The organism is Streptomyces sp. NPDC091282, assembly GCF_044757385.1.
In the GTDB taxonomy this organism is placed as follows: Bacteria; Actinomycetota; Actinomycetes; order Streptomycetales; family Streptomycetaceae; genus Streptomyces; species Streptomyces gramineus.
In genome coordinates this window covers 877307-896206 of record NZ_JBIVUX010000003.1, presented here as the reverse complement: position 1 = coordinate 896206, position 18900 = coordinate 877307, and the positions used below count along the sequence as shown (strand labels likewise).

Annotated in this window: 24 protein-coding genes; 14 read left to right on the top strand and 10 right to left on the bottom strand. The window is 72.1% G+C overall.

The features are described 5' to 3' along the window. Window positions 1–91 precede the first annotated feature (91 nt). Window positions 92–739, top strand: coding sequence for a CGNR zinc finger domain-containing protein (locus tag ACIQOE_RS18025; protein ID WP_351321783.1), 648 nt, complete (start codon window positions 92–94; stop codon window positions 737–739). Here ACIQOE_RS18025 and sodX read toward each other — a convergent pair. After that, on the bottom strand, window positions 625–1077 hold the full coding sequence (gene sodX, locus ACIQOE_RS18020; RefSeq protein ID WP_365574222.1) for a nickel-type superoxide dismutase maturation protease: 453 nt from the start codon (window positions 1075–1077) through the stop codon (window positions 625–627). The genes ACIQOE_RS18025 and sodX overlap by 115 nt on opposite strands. Window positions 1078–1222: 145 nt before the next feature. On the opposite strand from sodX, the gene sodN reads away from it, so the two are divergent. Continuing rightward, window positions 1223–1618 (top strand): superoxide dismutase, Ni, encoded by a 396-nt coding sequence (gene sodN / locus ACIQOE_RS18015; RefSeq protein WP_055634112.1) that lies wholly within the window; start codon window positions 1223–1225, stop codon window positions 1616–1618. A 77-nt stretch (window positions 1619–1695) separates the two neighbouring features. On the opposite strand, the gene ppk2 is transcribed toward sodN, so the two are convergent. The 3 genes from ppk2 to ACIQOE_RS18000 are packed head-to-tail and all read right to left on the bottom strand — an operon-like array spanning window position 1696 to window position 4025. Next, window positions 1696–2592, bottom strand: coding sequence for a polyphosphate kinase 2 (ppk2, locus tag ACIQOE_RS18010; RefSeq protein WP_362643820.1), 897 nt, complete (start codon window positions 2590–2592; stop codon window positions 1696–1698). Window positions 2593–2625: 33 nt separating this feature from the next. Beyond that, complete coding sequence (locus tag ACIQOE_RS18005; RefSeq protein WP_351321779.1) at window positions 2626–2856, bottom strand: hypothetical protein; 231 nt, start codon at window positions 2854–2856, stop codon at window positions 2626–2628. Between the two features lie 14 nt (window positions 2857–2870). Next, window positions 2871–4025 carry an inorganic phosphate transporter gene (locus ACIQOE_RS18000; RefSeq protein WP_351321777.1) on the bottom strand — a complete coding sequence of 385 codons (1155 nt, stop codon included), beginning with the start codon at window positions 4023–4025 and terminating at the stop codon, window positions 2871–2873. Window positions 4026–4128: 103 nt separating this feature from the next. On the opposite strand from ACIQOE_RS18000, the gene ACIQOE_RS17995 reads away from it, so the two are divergent. The 6 genes from ACIQOE_RS17995 to ACIQOE_RS17970 all read left to right on the top strand — a co-directional run bounded on the left by ACIQOE_RS17995 (window position 4129) and on the right by ACIQOE_RS17970 (window position 8063). After that, complete coding sequence (locus ACIQOE_RS17995) at window positions 4129–4527, top strand: helix-turn-helix transcriptional regulator (RefSeq protein ID WP_351321775.1); 399 nt, start codon at window positions 4129–4131, stop codon at window positions 4525–4527. A gap of 113 nt (window positions 4528–4640) precedes the next feature. Continuing rightward, complete coding sequence (locus tag ACIQOE_RS17990) at window positions 4641–5009, top strand: hypothetical protein (protein ID WP_390632113.1); 369 nt, start codon at window positions 4641–4643, stop codon at window positions 5007–5009. A 1-nt stretch (window position 5010) separates the two neighbouring features. After that, on the top strand, window positions 5011–6324 hold the full coding sequence (locus tag ACIQOE_RS17985) for a tetratricopeptide repeat protein (RefSeq protein ID WP_401412284.1): 1314 nt from the start codon (window positions 5011–5013) through the stop codon (window positions 6322–6324). Further along, window positions 6305–6823 (top strand): Clp protease N-terminal domain-containing protein, encoded by a 519-nt coding sequence (locus ACIQOE_RS17980; protein ID WP_351321769.1) that lies wholly within the window; start codon window positions 6305–6307, stop codon window positions 6821–6823. The genes ACIQOE_RS17985 and ACIQOE_RS17980 overlap by 20 nt, the downstream gene beginning before the upstream one ends. Before the next feature lie 50 nt (window positions 6824–6873). Beyond that, the gene (locus ACIQOE_RS17975) at window positions 6874–7290 is read left to right on the top strand and encodes a VOC family protein (RefSeq protein ID WP_351321767.1); all 417 of its coding nucleotides are present in this window, start codon (window positions 6874–6876) and stop codon (window positions 7288–7290) included. 32 nt (window positions 7291–7322) lie between these two features. After that, on the top strand, window positions 7323–8063 hold the full coding sequence (locus ACIQOE_RS17970) for a VOC family protein (protein WP_365556555.1): 741 nt from the start codon (window positions 7323–7325) through the stop codon (window positions 8061–8063). Here the strand turns inward: ACIQOE_RS17970 and ACIQOE_RS17965 are convergent. The 4 genes from ACIQOE_RS17965 to ACIQOE_RS17950 form a co-directional block, all read right to left on the bottom strand. Beyond that, window positions 8060–8413, bottom strand: coding sequence for a DUF952 domain-containing protein (locus ACIQOE_RS17965; RefSeq protein ID WP_362643825.1), 354 nt, complete (start codon window positions 8411–8413; stop codon window positions 8060–8062). The genes ACIQOE_RS17970 and ACIQOE_RS17965 overlap by 4 nt on opposite strands. 10 nt (window positions 8414–8423) lie before the next feature. Beyond that, complete coding sequence (locus ACIQOE_RS17960) at window positions 8424–8636, bottom strand: hypothetical protein (protein WP_399012183.1); 213 nt, start codon at window positions 8634–8636, stop codon at window positions 8424–8426. Between the two features lie 192 nt (window positions 8637–8828). Then, a complete protein-coding gene (locus ACIQOE_RS17955; protein ID WP_401412281.1) occupies window positions 8829–9932 on the bottom strand; it encodes a family 2 encapsulin nanocompartment cargo protein polyprenyl transferase in 1104 nt (367 codons plus the stop codon). 113 nt (window positions 9933–10045) lie between these two features. Next, window positions 10046–11452: a family 2B encapsulin nanocompartment shell protein gene (locus ACIQOE_RS17950; RefSeq protein WP_351321759.1), complete on the bottom strand. Its 1407-nt coding sequence runs from the start codon at window positions 11450–11452 to the stop codon at window positions 10046–10048. Window positions 11453–11799: 347 nt separating this feature from the next. Between ACIQOE_RS17950 and ACIQOE_RS17945 the strand changes: the two genes are divergently transcribed. Together ACIQOE_RS17945 and ACIQOE_RS17940 are read left to right on the top strand one after the other, a co-directional pair. Further along, window positions 11800–12390, top strand: coding sequence for an N-acetylmuramoyl-L-alanine amidase (locus ACIQOE_RS17945; RefSeq protein WP_401412278.1), 591 nt, complete (start codon window positions 11800–11802; stop codon window positions 12388–12390). A gap of 33 nt (window positions 12391–12423) precedes the next feature. Continuing rightward, entirely contained in the window at window positions 12424–13305 is an 882-nt protein-coding gene (locus ACIQOE_RS17940; protein WP_365556561.1) for a pyridoxal-phosphate dependent enzyme, read from the top strand. A gap of 22 nt (window positions 13306–13327) precedes the next feature. Here ACIQOE_RS17940 and ACIQOE_RS17935 read toward each other — a convergent pair whose 3' ends face one another. Continuing rightward, entirely contained in the window at window positions 13328–14923 is a 1596-nt protein-coding gene (locus tag ACIQOE_RS17935; protein ID WP_365556563.1) for a Na+/H+ antiporter, read from the bottom strand. Between the two features lie 61 nt (window positions 14924–14984). Here ACIQOE_RS17935 and ACIQOE_RS17930 point away from each other — a divergent pair, with 61 nt between their 5' ends. The 3 genes from ACIQOE_RS17930 to ACIQOE_RS17920 all read left to right on the top strand — a co-directional run bounded on the left by ACIQOE_RS17930 (window position 14985) and on the right by ACIQOE_RS17920 (window position 17021). Further along, complete coding sequence (locus ACIQOE_RS17930) at window positions 14985–15245, top strand: UBP-type zinc finger domain-containing protein (RefSeq protein ID WP_351321751.1); 261 nt, start codon at window positions 14985–14987, stop codon at window positions 15243–15245. A 271-nt stretch (window positions 15246–15516) separates the two neighbouring features. Continuing rightward, window positions 15517–15930: an anti-sigma factor gene (locus tag ACIQOE_RS17925; RefSeq protein WP_006136266.1), complete on the top strand. Its 414-nt coding sequence runs from the start codon at window positions 15517–15519 to the stop codon at window positions 15928–15930. A 17-nt stretch (window positions 15931–15947) separates the two neighbouring features. Beyond that, entirely contained in the window at window positions 15948–17021 is a 1074-nt protein-coding gene (locus ACIQOE_RS17920) for an RNA polymerase sigma factor SigF (RefSeq protein WP_351321748.1), read from the top strand. Between the two features lie 21 nt (window positions 17022–17042). On the opposite strand, the gene ACIQOE_RS17915 is transcribed toward ACIQOE_RS17920, so the two are convergent. After that, window positions 17043–17420: a hypothetical protein gene (locus ACIQOE_RS17915; RefSeq protein ID WP_351322209.1), complete on the bottom strand. Its 378-nt coding sequence runs from the start codon at window positions 17418–17420 to the stop codon at window positions 17043–17045. 198 nt (window positions 17421–17618) lie between these two features. On the opposite strand from ACIQOE_RS17915, the gene ACIQOE_RS17910 reads away from it, so the two are divergent. Then, on the top strand, window positions 17619–18587 hold the full coding sequence (locus ACIQOE_RS17910) for a diacylglycerol kinase family protein (RefSeq protein ID WP_351321746.1): 969 nt from the start codon (window positions 17619–17621) through the stop codon (window positions 18585–18587). Window positions 18588–18900 lie beyond the last annotated feature (313 nt).

Below are 18900 nucleotides of genomic sequence, written 5' to 3'. Positions count from 1 at the left end.
CCGCCGCATGAGTCACGTAATACCCTGGATGCACGACCGGCTGTTACCCGACCGCACCACTGACCGTAGAACACCCCCGTAAGGACTACAAGTGGAACTGGCCTATTACTCGGATTACGCCGTCCGACTCGTCAACAGCGAGGAACCGGTCCGGGGCAAGGACTCCCTGACCTCGGTCGAGGCCGTCCGCGACCTCTTCGGGGTCAACGCGTCGGCGGCCCGCCGCGCCACCGACGCCGACGTCACCCGCTTCCGCTCGGTACGGGGCCGGCTGCGCGCCGTCTTCGAGGCGGCCGACCAGGGCGACGAGACGCTCGCCGTCGACCTGCTGAACTCGCTCCTGCTCGAATTCCCGGTCTCGCCGCAGATCTCCGGCCACGACCACCGGGACGAGGACGACCGCCCGCTGTGGCACATGCACCTGGCCGACCACCCCTCCAACGTCACCGCGGGCTACGCGGCGATCGCGGCGATGGGCCTGGCGTTCCACCTCACCGAGTACGGCGTCGACCGGCTCGGCCTGTGCGAGGCGCCGCCGTGCCGCAACGCCTACCTCGACACCTCCACCAACCGCTCCCGGCGCTACTGCTCGGACCGCTGCGCGACCCGCGCCAACGTGGCCGCCTACCGGGCCCGCAAACGCCTGGAGGCGGACCGGCCCGAGCGGCTCGAACGGTCGGCGAGCACCGGACGGGCCGCCGAGAGCGCCCAGCGCGCCAGCGCCAGCGGCGACCGCTGACCGGCCCTGAGCGGCCGCCAGCGGAACAGGGCACGGCCGAGGATCAGCTCCTGGGGCACGGTCCCGTAGTCCGTGCTGTCGCCGCCCGCGAACGCGTTGTCCCCGAGCACCCACCAGCCGCCCTCGCGCGGCTCCACGGCCCGCTTGACGACCAGCAGATCCTGCTGGAAGGGGTGGCGCAGGACGACCACGTCACCGGCCCTGACCCGGGCCCCGTACCGGACCAGGAGCTGATCCCCCTGGTACAGCGTGGGCACCATCGACGGGCCGGTCACCACGGCCAGTCCGAAGGGCGCGGCGCCCCTCCCCCGCTCGGTCTCCTGCGACAGCTCCGGCATCGCCGGCACCTCCCCGGTCCGTTCCTCCACCAGTCTCAGTCTGACCCTGGACTTTTGTCCTAAGCCCATGGGGGCACTCGCGAAATCAGGCTTCCCAGGGAGTAATGTCCCACCTGAGAAGACGATCACGAGGAAGGAATGCTCCATGCTTTCCCGCCTGTTTGCCCCCAAGGTCAAGGTCAGCGCGCACTGCGACCTGCCCTGCGGCGTGTACGACCCGGCCCAGGCCCGCATCGAGGCGGAGTCGGTGAAGGCCGTGCAGGAGAAGATGGCCGCCAACGACGACCCGCACTTCCAGGCGCGCGCCACCGTCATCAAGGAGCAGCGTGCCGAGCTCGCCAAGCACCACGTCTCGGTGCTCTGGAGCGACTACTTCAAGCCCCCGCACTTCGAGAAGTACCCCCAGCTGCACGTGCTGGTGAACGACACCCTGAAGGCCCTGTCCGCCGCCAAGGCGTCCACGGACCCGAAGACCGGCGAGAAGGCCCTGGAGCTCATCGCCGAGATCGACAAGATCTTCTGGGAGACCAAGAAGGCCTGACCTTCTCCGCTCCCCGAAGGGGCCGGCCGGATCTCCGGCCGGCCCCTTCGCGGTCCGGCGGCCCCTTCGCGGTTCGGCTAGCGGTGGTCGTCCTCGCCGGCCTCCAGGAGGCCCGCCGCCGCGCCCACGATCCGCGGGTCCGGGCTGCCGACGACCTCCTCGTCCTTGTTGGCGTAGTCGAAGCGGGCCAGGACGCTGCGCATGGCCTCCACGCGCGCCCGCTTCTTGTCGTTGCTCTTGACCACCGTCCAGGGGGCGTACTCGGTGTCCGTCTCCCGGAACATCGTGACCTTCGCGGCCGTGTAGTCGTCCCAGCGGTCCAGCGAGGCCAGGTCCATCGGGCTGAGCTTCCACTGCCGTACCGGGTCGACCTGGCGGATGGTGAACCGGGTCCGCTGCTCGCCCTGCGAGACGGAGAACCAGAACTTCACCAGGTCCACCCCGTCGTCCACCAGCATCCGTTCGAACAGCGGGGTCTGGCGCATGAAGCGCCGGTACTCGTCGTCCGAGCAGAAGCCCATGACCCGCTCGACGCCGGCCCGGTTGTACCAGGACCGGTCGAAGAGGACGATCTCACCGGCCGTCGGCAGGTGCTGGACGTAGCGCTGGAAGTACCACTGGCCGCTCTCGCGCTCGGTGGGCTTCTCCAGCGCCACCACGCGCGCCCCACGGGGGTTCAGGTGCTCCGTGAAGCGCTTGATGGTGCCGCCCTTGCCGGCCGCGTCCCGTCCCTCGAAGACGATGACGATCCGGCGGCCGGTCTCCTTGATCCAGGTCTGCAGCTTCAGCAGTTCGATCTGCTGGAGCCGCTTGTGCCACTCGTACTCCTTGCGCTCCATGCGCTGCGGGTACGGGTAGTTCTCCCGCCAGGTGTCGATCGGGGATCCGTCCGGGCGGATGAGCACGGGGTCGTCCGGGTCGCTGTAGTCGACCTTCAGGTCGGCCAGGTCGGACAGCAGGTCCGGCGTCGTCATCCAGTCCTCCTCAGCGGTGTGGGGGTCGGCGGGTCAGTGGAACTGCGGGACGATCAGGTAGATGCCGTACGCCACCACGGCCGCGCAGGCCAGGAAGCACAGCCCCGCCTGGGCGGCGCCCACGGTGCTGGTGCCGCCCCGCTCCTTGGCTCCCTCGTGGCGGGCGAGCCCGAGGACGCCGAAGGCGAAGACGACCACCACTGCGAATGTAACTCCGATGCTCACCGCGGTGACCTCGCCGAGTGCGGTCCAGTCGATGTTCACGGGTACTCCCTCGGTCAGGCGGCGGTGCCGACGTTGGACGGGGGCGTCGTGCGGACGGCGACCTCGTGGCTGTCGTTGACGTTCTTCGCGTCGATCGGGTTGCGGCGCGACAGCAGGACGATGCCGGTCGCGAGCGCGGCGCCGACCAGCGCCACCACGACCGTGCCGAAGTTGCCGCCGTGCTTGACCGCGGCCGCGGAGACGCCGCCGACCAGCGCGGCGCACGGCAGGGTGACCAGCCACGCGGCCACCATCCGGCCCGCGATGCCCCAGCGGACCTCCGCGAGCCGCCGACCGAGGCCCGCGCCCAGGATGGATCCGGAGGCGACCTGCGTGGTGGACAGGGCGAAGCCCATGTGGGCCGAGGTCAGGATGACGGCCGTGGAGGCGGTCTCCGCCGCGAAGCCCTGCGGGGACTCGATCTCGGTCAGGCCCTTGCCCATGGTGCGGATGATCCGCCAGCCGCCGATGTAGGTGCCGAGCGCGATGGCGAGACCGGCGCAGAAGATCACCCAGACCGGCGGGCCCGCGTCGCCCGGGAGCGCGCCGACGGAGATCAGGGTCAGGGTGATGATGCCCATGGTCTTCTGGGCGTCGTTGGTGCCGTGCGCGAGCGAGACCAGCGAGGCGGAGCCGATCTGTCCGAGCCGGAAGCCCCTGGTCACCGATCCCTCGCGGCCGCGGGCGGTGAGTCGGTACGCGCAGTACGTCGCGATCAGCGCGGCGACGCCCGCCACCACCGGCGAGGCGAACGCCGGGATGATGATCTTCTCGAGGACCTTGTCGAAGTGGACCGCGCCGGAGCCGGCGCCGACCCACACGGCGCCGATCAGACCGCCGAACAGGGCGTGCGAGGAACTGGAGGGCAGTCCGACCAACCAGGTGAGGAGATTCCACAGGATCGCCCCGACCAGCCCCGCGAAAATCATCGCCGGGGTCACCTTCGCGTCGTTCACGATGCCGCCGGAGATCGTCTTGGCGACCTCCGTGGAGAGGAAGGCCCCGGCCAGGTTCAGCACACCACTGATCAGGACGGCCGTCTTCGGTCTGAGCGCACCGGTGGCGATGGACGTCGCCATCGCGTTCGCCGTGTCATGGAACCCATTGGTGAAGTCGAAAGCCAGTGCAGTGACGATCACGACCGCCACGAGGAACGTGATGTGGTCCATTCCTCAATGCAAACAAGCGCGGGCCAATGGCGCGCGAACCGGAGGCAAACGACGGTTCAAGAACACCGGTCCGGGTGCGGGACGTGCATGCGATGCTGAGGCCATGACCCTGGAGGACCTGCGGCGGCTGCGCCGGGCGCGCGACCGCATGGACCGCGAGTACGCCGAACCGCTCGACATGACCGAGCTGGCACGGACCGCCCTCATGTCCCCGGGGCACTTCCAGCGCAGCTTCCGCAAGGCCTTCGGCGAGACGCCGTACAGCTACCTCATGACCCGGCGGGTGGAACGGGCCAAGGCGCTGCTGCGGCGCGGCGACCTCACGGTGACGGAGGTGTGCATGACCGTCGGCTGCACCTCGCTCGGCTCCTTCAGCTCGCGCTTCACCGAACTGGTCGGGGAGACGCCGAGCGCCTACCGGGCGCGGGACCACGAGGAGAGCACGGCGATCCCGTCCTGCGTGGCCCGCACCTTCACCCGGCCCCGTCGCCGTCCGTACTGACCGGGTCACGTTCCGCCGCCACCGCCCTAGACTGACCGTCACGGCCGACAGCGCCGCCCGGCGCGTGCCCGTGCGCGCGCCGGGCGGCGTCCGTGCACGCATCGGGGGAAATCGTGGCAACTGCAATCATCTGCGTCCTGGGTCCCGCACCGGTCGCGGACGCCGAGTCGCTGGCCGACTGGCTGCGCGGCGAACCCGCGCTCGCCGGCCGGGTCCGGCTGAGCGGTGCCGCCCCGGCCGAGGGCCACCTGGGCGCGCCGCTCGACACGGTGTCCGTCCTGCTGGGCGCGGGCGGCCCGCTCACCGTGCTCGCCTCCTGCCTGCGCGCCTGGATCACCCAGCCGCGCCGCAGCGACGTGAGACTGACCGTCCGGCACGAGCACGGCCCGGCCGTGGAGATCGACGCCCGGCGGGTCGGCCGCGAGGACGTGGCCGAGATCCTGCGCCAGGCCCTGGAGGAGCGGCCGGAACGGGACGGCTGAGGTGAGCCTGCCCGACCCGCACCGCTCCCGGGTCGTCCTGATCGGCGCGAGCCGCTACTCGGACCCGGCCCTGCCCGACCTGCCGGTCGTCGCGCGCACCGTCACCGATCTCGCCGCGCTGCTCACCGAACCCCGCTACCGGCTCGTCCCCGAGAGCCACTGCACGGTGCTGCTCGACGACGGCGACCTGCGCACGGTCGGCGACCGGCTGCGCGCCGCCGTCGCCGGCGCCGAGGACCTGCTGCTGGTCCACTACGCCGGTCACGGCCTGGTCGCGGGCCGCCGCCACACCCTGTACCTGGCGCTGCCCGACAGCCGCTGGGAGGCACCCGAGTTCAACTCCCTTGAGTACGACAAGCTGCGCGACGCCGTCCTCGACTCGCCCGCCAGGACCAAGGTGGTGGTCCTGGACTGCTGCTTCTCCGGCCGGGCCGTCGGCGACCCGCTCAGCGGCGGCGGGCGGATCGACCGGCTGGAGGTGGCCGGCACCTACGTGCTGACCTCCGCCCAGCGCGACCAGGTGGCCCTCGTCCTGCCCGGCGAGGAACACACCGCGTTCTCGGGCCGGTTGATCCGGCTGCTGCGCGAAGGAGTCGTCGGCGGGCCCGAGTTGCTGACGGTCGACGACCTCTTCCGCCGGCTGAGCGCGGTCATGGCCGCCGAGGGCCTGCCCACTCCGCTCAACCGGGGCGCGGGCACCGCCGGTTCGGCCGTCCTGGGCGTCAACCGCGCGTTCGGCGCCACCGCCGGACCCGCACTGCGCCGCCGCCACGCGGCCGCCGTCGAGCGGGGCCGGGCCGGGGACTGGACCGGAGCCGCCGCGCTGCTGCGGGACGTCGTCGAGGAGCAGACCCGGATCCTGGGCGCCGAGCACGAGGACACCCTGCGCGGCCGCCAGTCCCACGCGCACAGCACCGGCGGCGCCGGAAGTCCCGCGGAGGCGGCCGGGCTGCTGCGCCCGCTCCTCGCCGACCAGCTGCGGCTGCTCGGCCCCGACCACCCGGACACCCTGCGCACCCGGCAGTTCCTCGCCGTGAACCTGGGCGAGGCCGGGCACCGGGAGGAGGCGGTCGGACTGCTCCGGGCGCTGCTCGCGGACCGGGGGCGGGTGCTGGGCACGGACCACCCGCACACCCTGCGGACCCTGCACCTGCTGGCCCGCAACCTGGCGTTCGCGGGCGAGCGTGCGCAGGCCCTGGTGCTGCTGCGGGAGGTGGTGACGGCCCGGGAGCGGCTACTCGGCCCGGACCACCCGCACACCCTGCGGGCCGCCGCGGACCTGACGGAGGTGAGCCGTGTACGAGAGGTTCAGTGACCGGGCGCGGGACGTCGCCGACCTGGCCCGCCGGCGGGCACGGGCGCTCCGGCACTGGTACGTCGAGCCCGGCCACGTCCTGCTGGCGCTGCTCGACGACGGCGACGCCGAGGTCCTGCGCCAGCTCGGCGCACCCGCCGAGGCGCTGCGCGCGGCAGTGACCGAGGCCCTGGGCGACGGCACCGTCGAACCCGGCGAGCACCTGCCCCTGAGCGGTGCGGCCGGCGGCGTGTTCGAACGGGCGCCGCGGGAGGCCGACCGGCTCGGCCACCGGCTCGTGCAGCCCTTCCACCTCCTGCTCGCCCTGCTGGCCACCGCGGACCCTCTGCTGACGGACGTCCTCGCCAGGACCCGGGCCGACCCCGGATGCCCGGCCGCGTCCCGCACCGCCCCGGCCGCGCACGTCGCCGAGCCCCTCGCCACCACCGCGGACCTCCGCCCTCCCGGCCCGCCGGTACCGCCCGCCGGGCACGACCCCTACGTCTGGGCGATGAGCTGAGGGCGTCAACCGGTGGGGCACGACCGGTCGTTTCCTCCTAGCCTGACCTCATGGACGTAAAACTCGCGCAGTGTTTCATCGCCGTCGACGACCATGACAAGGCCCTGGCCTTCTACCGGGACGTCCTCGGTCTGGAGGTCCACAACGACGTGTCGTTCGAGGGGATGCGCTGGGTGACCGTCGGCTCGCCGCAGCAGCCGGGCGTGGAGATCGTGCTGGAGCCGCCCGGCGCCAACCCGGACGCCTCCCCCGCCGACCGGCAGGCCATGGCCGAGCTGCTCGCCAAGGGCATGCTCCGCGGGGTCATCTTCTCCACCACCGACTGCGACGCGCTCTACGAGCGGGTGCGGGAGCACGGCGGTGACGTGATCCAGGAGCCGACCGACCAGCACTGGGGTGTACGGGACTGCGCGTTCCGGGACCCGGCGGGCAACCTGCTGCGCTTCACCGAACACCGGGACCGGTAAGCCCCGAAGGCAGCCCCTCTACGATCCCCTCCATGACCATCCGCTGGACGTACGCCTTCGCCGACCGGCCCGCCGCGCACCTCGCCGCCGCCCACGCCTTCTGGACGGCCGTCACCGGCACCTTCCTGTCCGCGCCCCGCGGGGAGGACGACGAGTTCGTGACGCTGCTGCCGGCCAACGGCGTCGACGCCTGCGTCAAGGTCCAGGGCGTCGACGCGGGCCCCGGCGGAGCCCACCTGGACCTGTGCGCCGAGGACGTACCGGGCCTGGTGAAGCGGGCCCGGGAGCTGGGTGCCGAGCCGGTCGCCGAGCACGAGGGCTGGGCCGTCCTGCGCTCGCCCGGCGGCCAGGCGTGGTGCGCGGTGCCCTGGCAGGGCGAGTCGGTACGGCCGCCGGTCGTCGCGGGCAGCCGTCTCGACCAGGTCAGCCTCGACATCCCGCCGTCCGCGTACGAGGCGGAGACCGCATTCTGGTCGGAGCTGACCGGCTGGGACCTGCTGACCGGTTCGCTGCCGGAGTTCCGGGTGCTCAGGCCGCCGGCCGGGCTGCCCGTACGGATCCTGCTCCAGCGGCTCGCCGAGGAGCGGCCCGCCACCGCCCACCTCGACCTGGCCTGCGCGGACATCGCGGCGACCCGCGCCCGGCACGAGGAACTCGGCGCGGTGCACGTGGCCGACGGCCGCCACTGGACGGTGCTGCGCGACCCGGCGGGCGGCCTCTACTGCCTGACCGGCCGGGACCCGGAGACGGGCGGCCTGCCGGCCGGGACCTAGGGCTGGTCCGGCTCGGCCCGGGGCCAGGGTTCCACGGCCACGACGGCCGGGACCGGGATCGGTCCGTACACGTGCGGGAACTCCTCGCCGTCCGGGTCCACCGCCTCCCACTTCACCGGCACGCCGACCCGCGCCGGGTCCACCACCAGCACCACGAGGTCGTCGGGTCCGTCGTAGGAGCCGTACAGGAACGCGGCGATGCGCGGGAGCTGGTCGCGGGTGGAGCAGTGGATGAAGCCCTCCTCCTGGAGGGTGCGGCCGCGGGTGGACAGCTCGTAGCGGCCCCGCGCGCGGGCGTCCTCCCACAGGGAGCGCTCGGTGATGTGCAGGATGTTCGGAAGTGCGGTCATGCCGTCCACGCTAGGGCGTCGGCGGCTCCGTGCCGTCCTGGGACTCGGGTGCCGGGGGCGGGGCCGGCGGCCGCTGCTCCTGGCGTCGGTTCCCGGCGCAGTCCGGGTGGCGGCAGGGGCCCGGTCCCCAGACGGGGACCCACGCTCCCAGCGTCTTGTGCCGGTGCACCACTGCCTCGACGGTCCGCCCGCACACGGGACAGACCCGGTCCTGGCCGTCCATGTCTCCAGCCTAGGCCGAACCGGCGGGATCCGGCGGGGGCCCGGTGCCGGGCGGCCCGGTGCCGGGCGGCCAGGTGCCGGGCGGAAAACGGCGGGCCCCGCACGTCGTGGGGATGTGCGGGACCCGTTGAGCCGGAGCCCCCGGGAGCCGTGCGGGGTCAGGAGCCGCGCGGTTCCGGGGGTTCCGGGGTCTTCACCTGCTGCGCCGGGTCACGAACTCGGCGAGCGCGAGCAGGCCGCCGGCCGACTCGGGGTCGGGGACGGCACGGGCGAGTTCCTGCATCGCGCGGGCCATCCGGTCGGCGGCCTCGGCCTGCGCCCAGTCCCGGCCGCCCGCCCGCTCCACGGCCAGCGCGGTGCGGGCGATCTCGTCGGCGTCGGCCGGGACCCGCGGCCCGGCGTAGAGACCGGCGAGTCCCTCGGCGGCCGGGTGGCCGGAGGTGAGCGCCGCGACGACCGGCAGGGACTTCTTGCGGGCCGCGAGGTCCGCGCCGGCCGGCTTGCCGGTGCGCCGTGGATCACCCCATATCCCGATGACGTCGTCGATCAGCTGGAAGGCGAGCCCGGCCTGCCGGCCGAACGCGTCGAGCGAGGCCACCTCGTCCGCCGCCGCCCCCGCGTACAGCGCGCCCAGGGCGCAGGCGGAGCCGAGCAGCGCGCCGGTCTTGGCCTCGGCCATGACGAGCACCTCGTCGAGGGTGACCTCGCCGGGGGCCCGGTCCTCCATGGCCGTGTCCGCGTGCTGGCCGGCGCAGAGTTCGAGGACGCACTGCGCGAGCCGGACGGCGGCGGGGCCGGACGCCGGGTGCGGGTCCTCGGCGAGGAGCCGCAGGGCCAGCGCCTGCAGGGCGTCCCCGGCGAGGATCGCGCCGGGGACGCCGAACACGGTCCACGCGGTGGGCCGGTGCCTGCGGGAGGTGTCCCGGTCCATGACGTCGTCGTGCAGCAGCGTGAAGTTGTGCACCAGTTCCACCGCGGCGGCGGCCCGGACGGCCCGCGTGTGGGCCCCCGGTCCGCCGAGCGCGTCGGCGGCGGCGAGGACGAGCGCGGGCCGGACGGCCTTGCCCGCGTCGCCGTCCGCCGGCGAACCGTCCGCGTGCTCCCACCCGAAGTGGTAGCGCACGATCCGCCGGATCGCACCGGGCAACGAGTCGACCGCCGCGTGCAGTTCGGGGTCGACGGACGCCCGTGCACGCTCCAGTACGGCCGCCGCCTCGGCTCCGTCCGATGACTCGGCCCGCTCCGGTGCCGCCTCCGTCGCATGCTGTTCCTGGCGCTCCGTCACGAACTCGGCCATGGCCTCCCCCTCGCGGAGTGCGCACGCGGTGGCGTCTGCGCCCCGGCTTCGCACGTACCCCGAGGGTGTACCCGCCCCGGAGGGCGGGGACACGGCCGCGAAGTGCGGAAACGTCACCTCCAGCGGCCGATCTCGACGTTCTCCAGTACGCCGAGCGCGTCGGGGACCAGGACGGCCGCCGAGTAGTAGGCCGTGACCAGGTAGTTGATGATGGCCTGCTCGTTGATGCCCATGAAGCGCACCGACAGGCTCGGCTCGATCTCGTCCGGGAGACCGGACTGGCGCAGGCCGATGACGCCCTGGTCGTCCTCGCCCGTACGCATGGCGATGATCGAGGTGGTCCTGGCGTCGGAGACCGGGATCTTGTTGCACGGGTAGATCGGGACGCCGCGCCAGGTCGGGATGCGGTTGCCGCCGACCTCGACGGACTCGGGGACCAGTCCGCGCTTGTTGAGCTCACGGCCGAAGGCGGCGATCGCGCGCGGGTGGGCGAGCAAGAGCTTGGTGCCGCGGCGGCGGCTGAGCAGCTCGTCCATGTCGTCGGGGCTGGGCACGCCGTCGTGCGGCTGCAGCCGCTGGTCGTACTGGCAGTTGCTGAGCAGGCCGAACTCCGGGTTGTTGATCAGCTCGTGCTCCTGGCGCTCCTTCAACGCCTCGACGGTCAGCCGCAGCTGGTGCTCGGTCTGGTTCATCGGCTGGTTGTAGAGGTCGGCGACCCGGGTGTGGATGCGCAGCACGGTCTGGGCGATGCTCAGCTCGTACTCGCGCGGCCGTGCCTCGTAGTCGACGAAGGTGTGCGGGATCTCGGGCTCGCCGCTGTGGCCGGCCGCGAGGGCGACCTCCTTCTCGCCGAACTTGTTGGTGCGCTGCTCGGGGATCGCGCGCAGCTGCTGCAGGTGCTCGCGCAGCGAGTCGGCGCGCTCCGCGACCTGTTCGAAGTCCTGCCGGGACAGGGTCAGCACGGTGCAGGCCGTGTCCGCGCGGGCGGTGTACTCCCAGATGGCGTCCGGGTCGATCAGGCCCTGTTCGCCGAAGTGCGCGCCGTCGGCGAGGACGCCGAGCACCGCGTCGTCGCCGTACGGGCCGGTGCCGATCTTCTCGACCCGGCCGTGGGCCAGCAGGTAGACCTCCTCCGCCTGGCTGCCGAACGAGGCGATGACCTCGCCCGCGGCGAAGTCGCGCTGCCGGCAGCGCTGTGCCAGCTCCCCCAGCACCTCCTGGTCCTCGTACGACCGCAGGACGGGCAGTTCGCCCAGCTCCGCGGGGATGACCTCGACCCGGTCCCCGGTCTTCAGGAACGTGATACGGCCGTCGCCGACCGTGTAGGTGAGCCGCCGGTTCACTCGGTACGTGCCGCCCTGGACGTCCACCCAGGGCAGTGTCCGCAGCAGCCAGCGGGAGCTGATCTCCTGCATCTGGGGTGCGGACTTGGTCGTGGTGGCCAGGTTCCGCGCGGCCGCGGTGTCCAGGGACTGCTGCGGCTTGCCCTGGTCCGTGCGGACCTCTTCGCCTACCGACATAAGGAAATGCCCTCCCATACCTGCACGGACGCCGAACTGCCCGCGCATCGGTCTCGTCGGCCACCCTGTCATCACGGAACGTGCCGGGACCATTACCCGAAAGAGCGGGAATAGATCATCGAACAAGTGGGCATGCCGGGCGAATAGTCACACGGCAGACCCGCGATATGGCGACTTGTCCGGATCGGCTCGCACGCGATCCGAACAGCCGCGAGGGAGCGGGCCCGGCCCCGCGGACCGGGTAGGAGGTCCGGCACGAGGCCGGCACGAGCAGGCACGAGCAGGCACGAGCGGGCACGAGCAGGCAGGGACGAACACCGGCAGGCACGGAAGCGAAGGAGGCGGTCATGGCCCCACCCATGTCCGCGGACGCCTTCCTCGACGCGTTGCGGAGCGAGGGCGTCACGGTCGTCGAGGTCGGCGACTGGAGGGAACACAACCGGAACCACAAGGGGCCCTGGGGCCCGGTCCACGGCGTCATGATCCACCACACGGCGACCCGCGGCACCGCGCACACGGTCCGGATCTGCCGCGACGGCCGCCCCGGCCTCCCCGGCCCGCTCTGCCACGGCGTCATCGCCAAGGACGGCACGGTCCACCTCGTCGGCCACGGCCGCGCCAACCACGCGGGAGCGGGCGACGACGACGTGCTGCGCGCCGTGATCGCCGAGAAGGCGCTGCCCCCGGACGACGAGGCGAACACCGACGGCAACCGGCACTTCTACGGCTTCGAGTGCGAGAACCTGGGCGACGGCGAGGACCCGTGGCCCGAGGCCCAGCTGGAGGCGGTCGAGAAGGTGGCCGCGGCGGTGTGCCGGCACCACGGCTGGACCGAGCGGTCGGTGATCGGCCACCGGGAGTGGCAGCCGGGGAAGGTGGACCCCCGCGGTTTCACGATGGACTGGCTGCGCGGCCGTATCCGGGACCGGCTGAAGTGACCGCGCGCCCGCGCTCCGGGCGACAATGACGGCGTGACCAGCGCCGACATACTCGCTCCCCGGCTCCCGTCCCCGCTCCAGGAGGTGGCGGACGACCGGTTCGCCCGCCGCGGCGTCCGGCTCCTGCTCAAGCGGGACGACCTGATCCATCCGGAGCTGATCGGCAACAAGTGGCGCAAGCTGGTGCCGAACATCGAGGCGGCGGCCGGGCGGCCGGTGCTCACCTTCGGCGGGGCGTACTCCAACCACCTGCGGGCGACGGCGGCGGCCGGACGCCTGCTCGGCTTCCCTGCGGTGGGCGTGGTCCGGGGCGAGGAACTCGCCGGCCGGCCGCTGAATCCCTCGCTGGCCCGGTGCGCGGCCGACGGCATGCGTCTGCACTTCGTCGACAGGTCGACGTATCGGCGCAAGAGCGAGCCGGAGGTGCTGGCCGCGCTCGCCCGCGCGGCCGGGGCGGCGGACGCGTACGTGGTGCCCGAGGGAGGCAGCAACGCGGCCGCGGTGCGCGGGTGCCGGGCGCTGGGCGAGGAGCTGCGCGGACGGGCGGACGTGGTGGCGGTCGCGTGCGGGACCGGCGGCACGCTGGCCGGGCTCGCCGCCGGGCTGGACGCGGGGCAGCGGGCGCTGGGGGTGCCGGTGCTGCGGGGCGGGTTCCTGGCCGCGGAGACGGAGCGGCTGCAACGGGACGCGTTCGGGTCGCGGCGCGGGCACTGGTCGCTCGACGAGCGGTTCCACTTCGGCGGGTACGCGCGCACGACGCCCGAACTGGACCGCTTCGCGCGGGACTTCGAGGACCGGCACGGGCTGGCGGTGGAGCGGCTGTATGTCGCCAAATTGCTGTATGGCCTTGTCGAGCTGGCCGCTGCGGGCCGGTGGCCGCGCGGCACCCGGCTGGCGGCGGTGATCACCGCCTGACCGGGGTCTTCGTCGCGGATCCTCAGGCGGTCTCCCGGTAGGCGGCCGCCTCCTCCAGGTCCAGCCTGCGCAGCAGGGTGCGGAGCATCTCGTCGTCGATGTAGCGGTGGTCGCGGAGGCGGACGAAGACCTCGCGCTCGGCACTGATCATGTCGCGGGACAGCCGGCGGTAGGTGTCGTCGACCGACTCGCCGGTGACCGGGTTGGTCTGGCCGAGGCGTTCCCAGACGGCGTTGCGGCGGCGTTCCAGGACCGCGCGCAGCCGGTCGGCGAGCGGCGGCGGCAGTTCGTTGCTCTCGTCGGACAGGAGTTCGTCGAGGCGGCTCTCGGCCGCGCGGGACGCCTGCGCCTGGGCGTTGGCCTCGGCGAGGGTCTCGGCCTGGACGTCCCGGGCCGGGAACTTCATCAGCCGGATCAGCGGGGCCAGGCTGAGGCCCTGCACCACCAGGGTGCCGATGACGGTGGTGAAGGTGAGGAACAGGATCAGGTTGCGCTGCGGGAAGGGGCTGCCGTCGTGCAGGGTGAGCGGGATCGAGAAGGCGATGGCCAGCGAGACGACGCCGCGCATGGCGGCCCAGCCCTCGACGACGGGCGTTCTCCAGGTGAAGTCCCCCTCCCGCTCGCGGATCCGCCGGAACAGCAGACGCGGCACGACGGCCGCCGGGTAGATCCACACGAACCGGGCCGCGACCACGACGAGGAAGAGGGCGAACGCGTACCAGCCGGCGTCGATGCCCCGATAGGCGCCGAGCCCCTTCAGGACGACGGGCAGTTGCAGTCCGATCAGCGCGAAGACCGCCGACTCCAGCAGGAACGCGACCATCCGCCACACCGCGTCCTCCTGGAGACGGGTGGCGAAGTCGACCTCCCAGGCGCGGTGGCCCAGGTAGAGGGCGACCACCACGACCGCGAGCACGCCGGAGGCGTGGACCTGCTCGGCGACGCCGTAGGCGACGAACGGGATCAGCAGCGAGAGCGTGTTCTGGAGGAGGGGCTCCTTGAGGTGGGTGCGCAGCCAGTGGATCGGCACCATCAGCACCAGCCCGACGAGCACACCGCCGATCGCGGCCACCAGGAACTCGCCGACCCCGTGCAGCCAGGAGGCGCCCTCGCCGATGGCGGCCGCGACGGCCACCCGGTAGGCGGTGATCGCGGTGGCGTCGTTCAGCAGGGACTCGCCCTGGAGGATCGTGGTGAGCCGGGACGGCAGGCCGACCCGGCGGGCGATGGCGGCGGCCGCGACGGCGTCCGTGGGCGCCAGCACCGCGCCCAGCGCCAGTGCCGCGGGCAGCGGCAGGCCGGGCACGATCACGTAGGCGGCCCAGCCGACCACGAAGGTCGCGAAGAGCACGTACCCGACCGACAGCAGCGCCACGGGACGCATGTTGGCCCGCAGGTCGAGATAGGAGCTCTCGGTGCCCTCCTTGTACAGCAGCGGCGGCAGCACCAGCGGCAGCACGATCTCCGGGTCGAGCGTGTAGTCGGGAACCCCGGGAATGTACGAGAGGGCGAGTCCCACGGCGACCAGCAGCAGGGGCGCGGGCACCGGGGTGCGCCGCGCCGCTCCGGCGACCGTCGCGCTTCCCGCCACCAGCAACAGCAGTGGCAACACGTCCATGATCCTCGCCCGCCCTCATTTTTCGCGCGGCCACCCGCACACCCGTCGTAATCTGGCAATCATGAAACAGTGCACGCATGCCGGCGCGCTGCCGCACCCCGAACCCCGACCGCTGGACGAGACCTGCCCGGAGTGCCTCTCGCAGGGCTGGCACCCCGTTCAGCTGCGGCTCTGTCTGACCTGTGGCCATGTCGGCTGCTGCGACTCGTCACCGGGAAGACATGCGACAGGGCACCACGAGTCGTCCGGTCATCCCGTGATGCGGACCTTCGAGCCCGGCGAGGACTGGCGCTGGTGCTTCGTGGACCACGTCCTCGTGTGAGACTGCACTACGGCCGCTGAAGACGGCCGTGGCGACGGTTCGACGGTTCGACGCCGGGGTACGTCAACCCGGCGCGCGCTCTTCCCAATTGGGCGAGCCGGACCCCTAGACACGGAGCGTATCCACAGGTTTACTGTGAGTGACGCCAGGGGGTTGGGGTCCCGGGACAGAAAAGTTCGGAGCGCGGTAGCGTCACCGCTGAACCACGTTGTGCGTTACCCCGGGGGGCGACCCTCGGCCCCGAAATGCTTGTACCACCATGGAGGTGAGGGTGTCCCAGATCGCAGGCGAGCCCGCGACCCAGGACTTCGTGGAAGTCCGGCTGCCGGCTGCGGGTGCCTACCTGTCGGTGCTGCGCACGGCCACGGCCGGTCTCGCCGCCCGCTTGGACTTCACCCTGGACGAGATCGAGGACCTGCGCATCGCGGTGGACGAGGCCTGCGCGATCCTGCTCCAGCAGGCCGTTCCCGGCTCGGTGCTCAGCTGTGTCTTCCGCCTCGTCGACGACTCGCTGGAGGTCACGGTCTCCGCCCCGACCACGGACGGCCACGCCCCTTCGCGCGACACCTTCGCCTGGACCGTGCTGTCGGCCCTCGCGGGCAAGGTCTCGTCGGCCGTCGACGAGGACAGGACCGTGTCGATCAGCCTCTACAAACAGCGCGGCGCGGGACCCGGGCCGGCGTGAGGAACGGGGACGGGCCGGTGCGGGACGAAGAGCGCGGCACACGGGAGATGCCGGCCGGGGGCGAGGACCCCGAGGCCGGCTCCCGCCGCATGGCTGACGGCATCGACGGCATCCCGGAACAGGCCAGGCCGCATCCGGAGGAACCCTCCGCGCGCGCCGGGCTGGACGGTGCCGTGCAGAGCGCGCCCCCGGCCGGACGGAACGGGGCCCCGGCTCCTGACCGGGCCGGGGCGAAGGCTCGCGGAAGGGCGACGGGCGGGACGATGAGCGAGCACGAGCGATACGCCGAGGACGAGGCGCTGGCCGCCGAGGTCGTACAGGCGACCCAGCACGGCCCTCAGGACCGCAGCGGGGCGCGCGCCATGTTCATCGAGCTGCGCAAGATGAACGACGGCAGCCCGGAGTACGCGGAGCTGCGCAACAAGCTGGTCCGGATGCACCTGCCGCTCGTGGAGCATCTCGCGCGCCGGTTCCGCAACCGCGGCGAGCCGCTGGACGACCTCACCCAGGTCGCCACGATCGGCCTGATCAAGTCGGTCGACCGGTTCGACCCGGAGCGGGGCGTGGAGTTCTCCACGTACGCCACCCCGACCGTGGTCGGCGAGATCAAGCGGCACTTCCGCGACAAGGGCTGGGCGGTGCGCGTGCCGCGCCGGCTGCAGGAGCTGCGCCTCGCGCTCACCACCGCCACGGCGGAGCTGTCCCAGCAGCACGGCCGCTCCCCGACCGTCCACGAACTGGCCGAGAAGCTCGCGATCTCGGAGGAGGAGGTCCTGGAGGGCCTGGAGTCGGCCAACGCCTACTCCACGCTGTCCCTGGACGTCCCCGACACCGACGACGAGTCCCCGGCGGTGGCCGACACGCTCGGCGCCGAGGACGAGGCGCTGGAGGGCGTCGAGTACCGCGAGTCCCTCAAGCCGCTGCTGGAGGACCTGCCGCCCCGCGAGAAGCGGATCCTTCTCCTCCGCTTCTTCGGCAACATGACGCAGTCCCAGATCGCCCAGGAGGTCGGCATCAGCCAGATGCACGTCTCCCGCCTGCTGGCCAGGACCCTGGCCCAGCTCCGCGAGAAGCTGCTCGTCGAGGAGTAGCCTCCGGCGTCCGGGGCCCGATCAGCCGCTGCGCCCCGGTCCCTTGATCCCCAGGGCCCGGGTCGTGGCCGAGTTGACCAGCAGCACCAGCGACGTCACGGCCACCACGGCCAGCACGATCCCCGCCGGGATGGCCACGCTGTCGGCCTGCAGCAGGTTGTAGGCCACCGGCAGCGCCATGATCTGCGTGATCACGGCGGGGCCCCGGCTCCAGCTCCTGCGCAGCAGCAGCCCCCGCGCGGCCAGGAGCGGCAGCAGCGCCAGCACGAGCACGGTGATGCCCCCGGTGACGGCCTGCCCCCGGTCGTCCGGCGACCCGGTGAACCCGAGGACGAGCATCCACACCCCGCCGACCGCCAGCGCGAGCCCCTCCAGCCCGCTCAGCGCGGCCGCGTACATCAGCCGCCTCGGACGGGGTTCCTCGGTCACGTCGGTCTTCTCAGCCGCAGGCGCATCACTCACGGCAGAAGGGTAGCCCTCGCCCGAAAACACCGGCCCCGCCCCGCGGGGTCACGTGTTCAGGCTCACGCCCCTTTCTCTTACCGGATCCCTAACACGGCCTGGGCCGGGTACTTCCCAGTAGGTACGCTGCAATCCATGCGTGCACTTCTCGTGGTCAATCCGGCGGCAACCACCACAAGCGCACGTAGGCGCGACGTCCTGATCCACGCGCTCGCGAGCGAGGTCGAACTGGAGGCCGTCACCACCGAGTACCGCGGCCACGCCCGTGACCTGGGCCGGCAGGCCGCGGAGAGCGAGGACATCGACCTGGTCGTGGCCCTCGGCGGCGACGGCACGGTCAACGAGGTGGTCAACGGCCTGCTCCACGCGGGCCCCGACCCGGACCGGCTGCCCGGACTCGCGGTCGTGCCCGGCGGCTCCACCAACGTCTTCGCCCGCGCCCTCGGCCTGCCGAACGACCCGGTCGAGGCCACCGGCGCCCTGCTCGCCGCGCTGCGCGAGAAACAGGAGCGGCTCGTCGGCCTCGGCCTCACGGCGGGCACCCCCGGCACCGCCGACGAGGCGGTACCGCCCCGCTGGTTCACCTTCAACGCGGGCCTGGGCTTCGACGCCGGCGTGGTCGGCCGGGTCGAGCAGCAGCGCGAGCTGGGCAAGAAGTCGACGCACGCACTGTATGTACGACAGGTCGTACGGCAGTTCTTCGGTGAGCAGCACCGCCGGCAGGGCACCATCACCCTCGACCGGCCCGGCGCCGACCCGGTCACCGATCTCGTGGTGGCGATAGTCTCGAACACCTCGCCCTGGACGTATCTCGGCAATCGCCCGATGTACACGTCGCCTAAGGCCTCGTTCGATAAAGGCATCGACGTACTCGGTCTCAGCCGCCTGTCGACCGCCGCGGTTGCCCGGTATGGCACCCAGTTGCTCACTTCGTCCCCCGAGCGCGGACCGCACGGCAAGCACGCCGTCTCCCTGCACGACCTGGACCAGTTCACCTTGCATTCGAAGGTCCCCCTCCCCCTTCAGATGGACGGCGACCACCTAGGACTGCGTACGAGCGTGACGTTCACAGGCGTACGCCGCGCACTGCGTGTGATTGTGTGAGCGGAACGGGCCAAAGTCCTTTCACTCGAACGTTTAGGCCAGGATCCACCCCATGGAAGTACGGCTGTGACCCAGTCGACACCGAGGAATCAAAAAAAACTTTCCGGAAGGGGTTGTATCCGTCGCTGAGGTTTGCGAGGCTCTACGTGGCGGTCGGGACAGCCCGCAACACCGGCGTCCGCTGATCACCGGAATCCCCCTTCAACTCACAGGACCCCTGCCAGGGAACCTGGCGGTCGGCCCTTCACTTGTTGAGGGATTCGTGAAAGCGTTCACATTCACAAGCAACGTGCATGTAATACCAAGGAGAGGT

Excerpts from the sequence above, each read along its gene's own strand:
- ACIQOE_RS17970 (WP_365556555.1), top strand. The coding sequence starts at position 7,323 with ATGACCATCCGCTGGACGTACGCCTTCGCCGACCGGCCCGCCGCGCAC.
- ACIQOE_RS17965 (WP_362643825.1), bottom strand. The coding sequence starts at position 8,413 with ATGACCGCACTTCCGAACATCCTGCACATCACCGAGCGCTCCCTGTGG.
- ppk2 (WP_362643820.1), bottom strand. The coding sequence starts at position 2,592 with ATGACGACGCCGGACCTGCTGTCCGACCTGGCCGACCTGAAGGTCGAC.
- ACIQOE_RS17915 (WP_351322209.1), bottom strand. The coding sequence starts at position 17,420 with ATGTACGCGGCCGCGCTGAGCGGGCTGGAGGGGCTCGCGCTGGCGGTC.
- sodN (WP_055634112.1), top strand. The coding sequence starts at position 1,223 with ATGCTTTCCCGCCTGTTTGCCCCCAAGGTCAAGGTCAGCGCGCACTGC.
- ACIQOE_RS17955 (WP_401412281.1), bottom strand. The coding sequence starts at position 9,932 with ATGGCCGAGTTCGTGACGGAGCGCCAGGAACAGCATGCGACGGAGGCG.
- ACIQOE_RS17960 (WP_399012183.1), bottom strand. The coding sequence starts at position 8,636 with ATGGACGGCCAGGACCGGGTCTGTCCCGTGTGCGGGCGGACCGTCGAG.
- ACIQOE_RS17945 (WP_401412278.1), top strand. The coding sequence starts at position 11,800 with ATGGCCCCACCCATGTCCGCGGACGCCTTCCTCGACGCGTTGCGGAGC.
- sodX (WP_365574222.1), bottom strand. The coding sequence starts at position 1,077 with ATGCCGGAGCTGTCGCAGGAGACCGAGCGGGGGAGGGGCGCCGCGCCC.
- ACIQOE_RS17975 (WP_351321767.1), top strand. The coding sequence starts at position 6,874 with ATGGACGTAAAACTCGCGCAGTGTTTCATCGCCGTCGACGACCATGAC.
- ACIQOE_RS17930 (WP_351321751.1), top strand. The coding sequence starts at position 14,985 with ATGAAACAGTGCACGCATGCCGGCGCGCTGCCGCACCCCGAACCCCGA.
- ACIQOE_RS17910 (WP_351321746.1), top strand. The coding sequence starts at position 17,619 with ATGCGTGCACTTCTCGTGGTCAATCCGGCGGCAACCACCACAAGCGCA.
- ACIQOE_RS18000 (WP_351321777.1), bottom strand. The coding sequence starts at position 4,025 with ATGGACCACATCACGTTCCTCGTGGCGGTCGTGATCGTCACTGCACTG.
- ACIQOE_RS17995 (WP_351321775.1), top strand. The coding sequence starts at position 4,129 with ATGACCCTGGAGGACCTGCGGCGGCTGCGCCGGGCGCGCGACCGCATG.
- ACIQOE_RS17935 (WP_365556563.1), bottom strand. The coding sequence starts at position 14,923 with ATGGACGTGTTGCCACTGCTGTTGCTGGTGGCGGGAAGCGCGACGGTC.
- ACIQOE_RS17950 (WP_351321759.1), bottom strand. The coding sequence starts at position 11,452 with ATGTCGGTAGGCGAAGAGGTCCGCACGGACCAGGGCAAGCCGCAGCAG.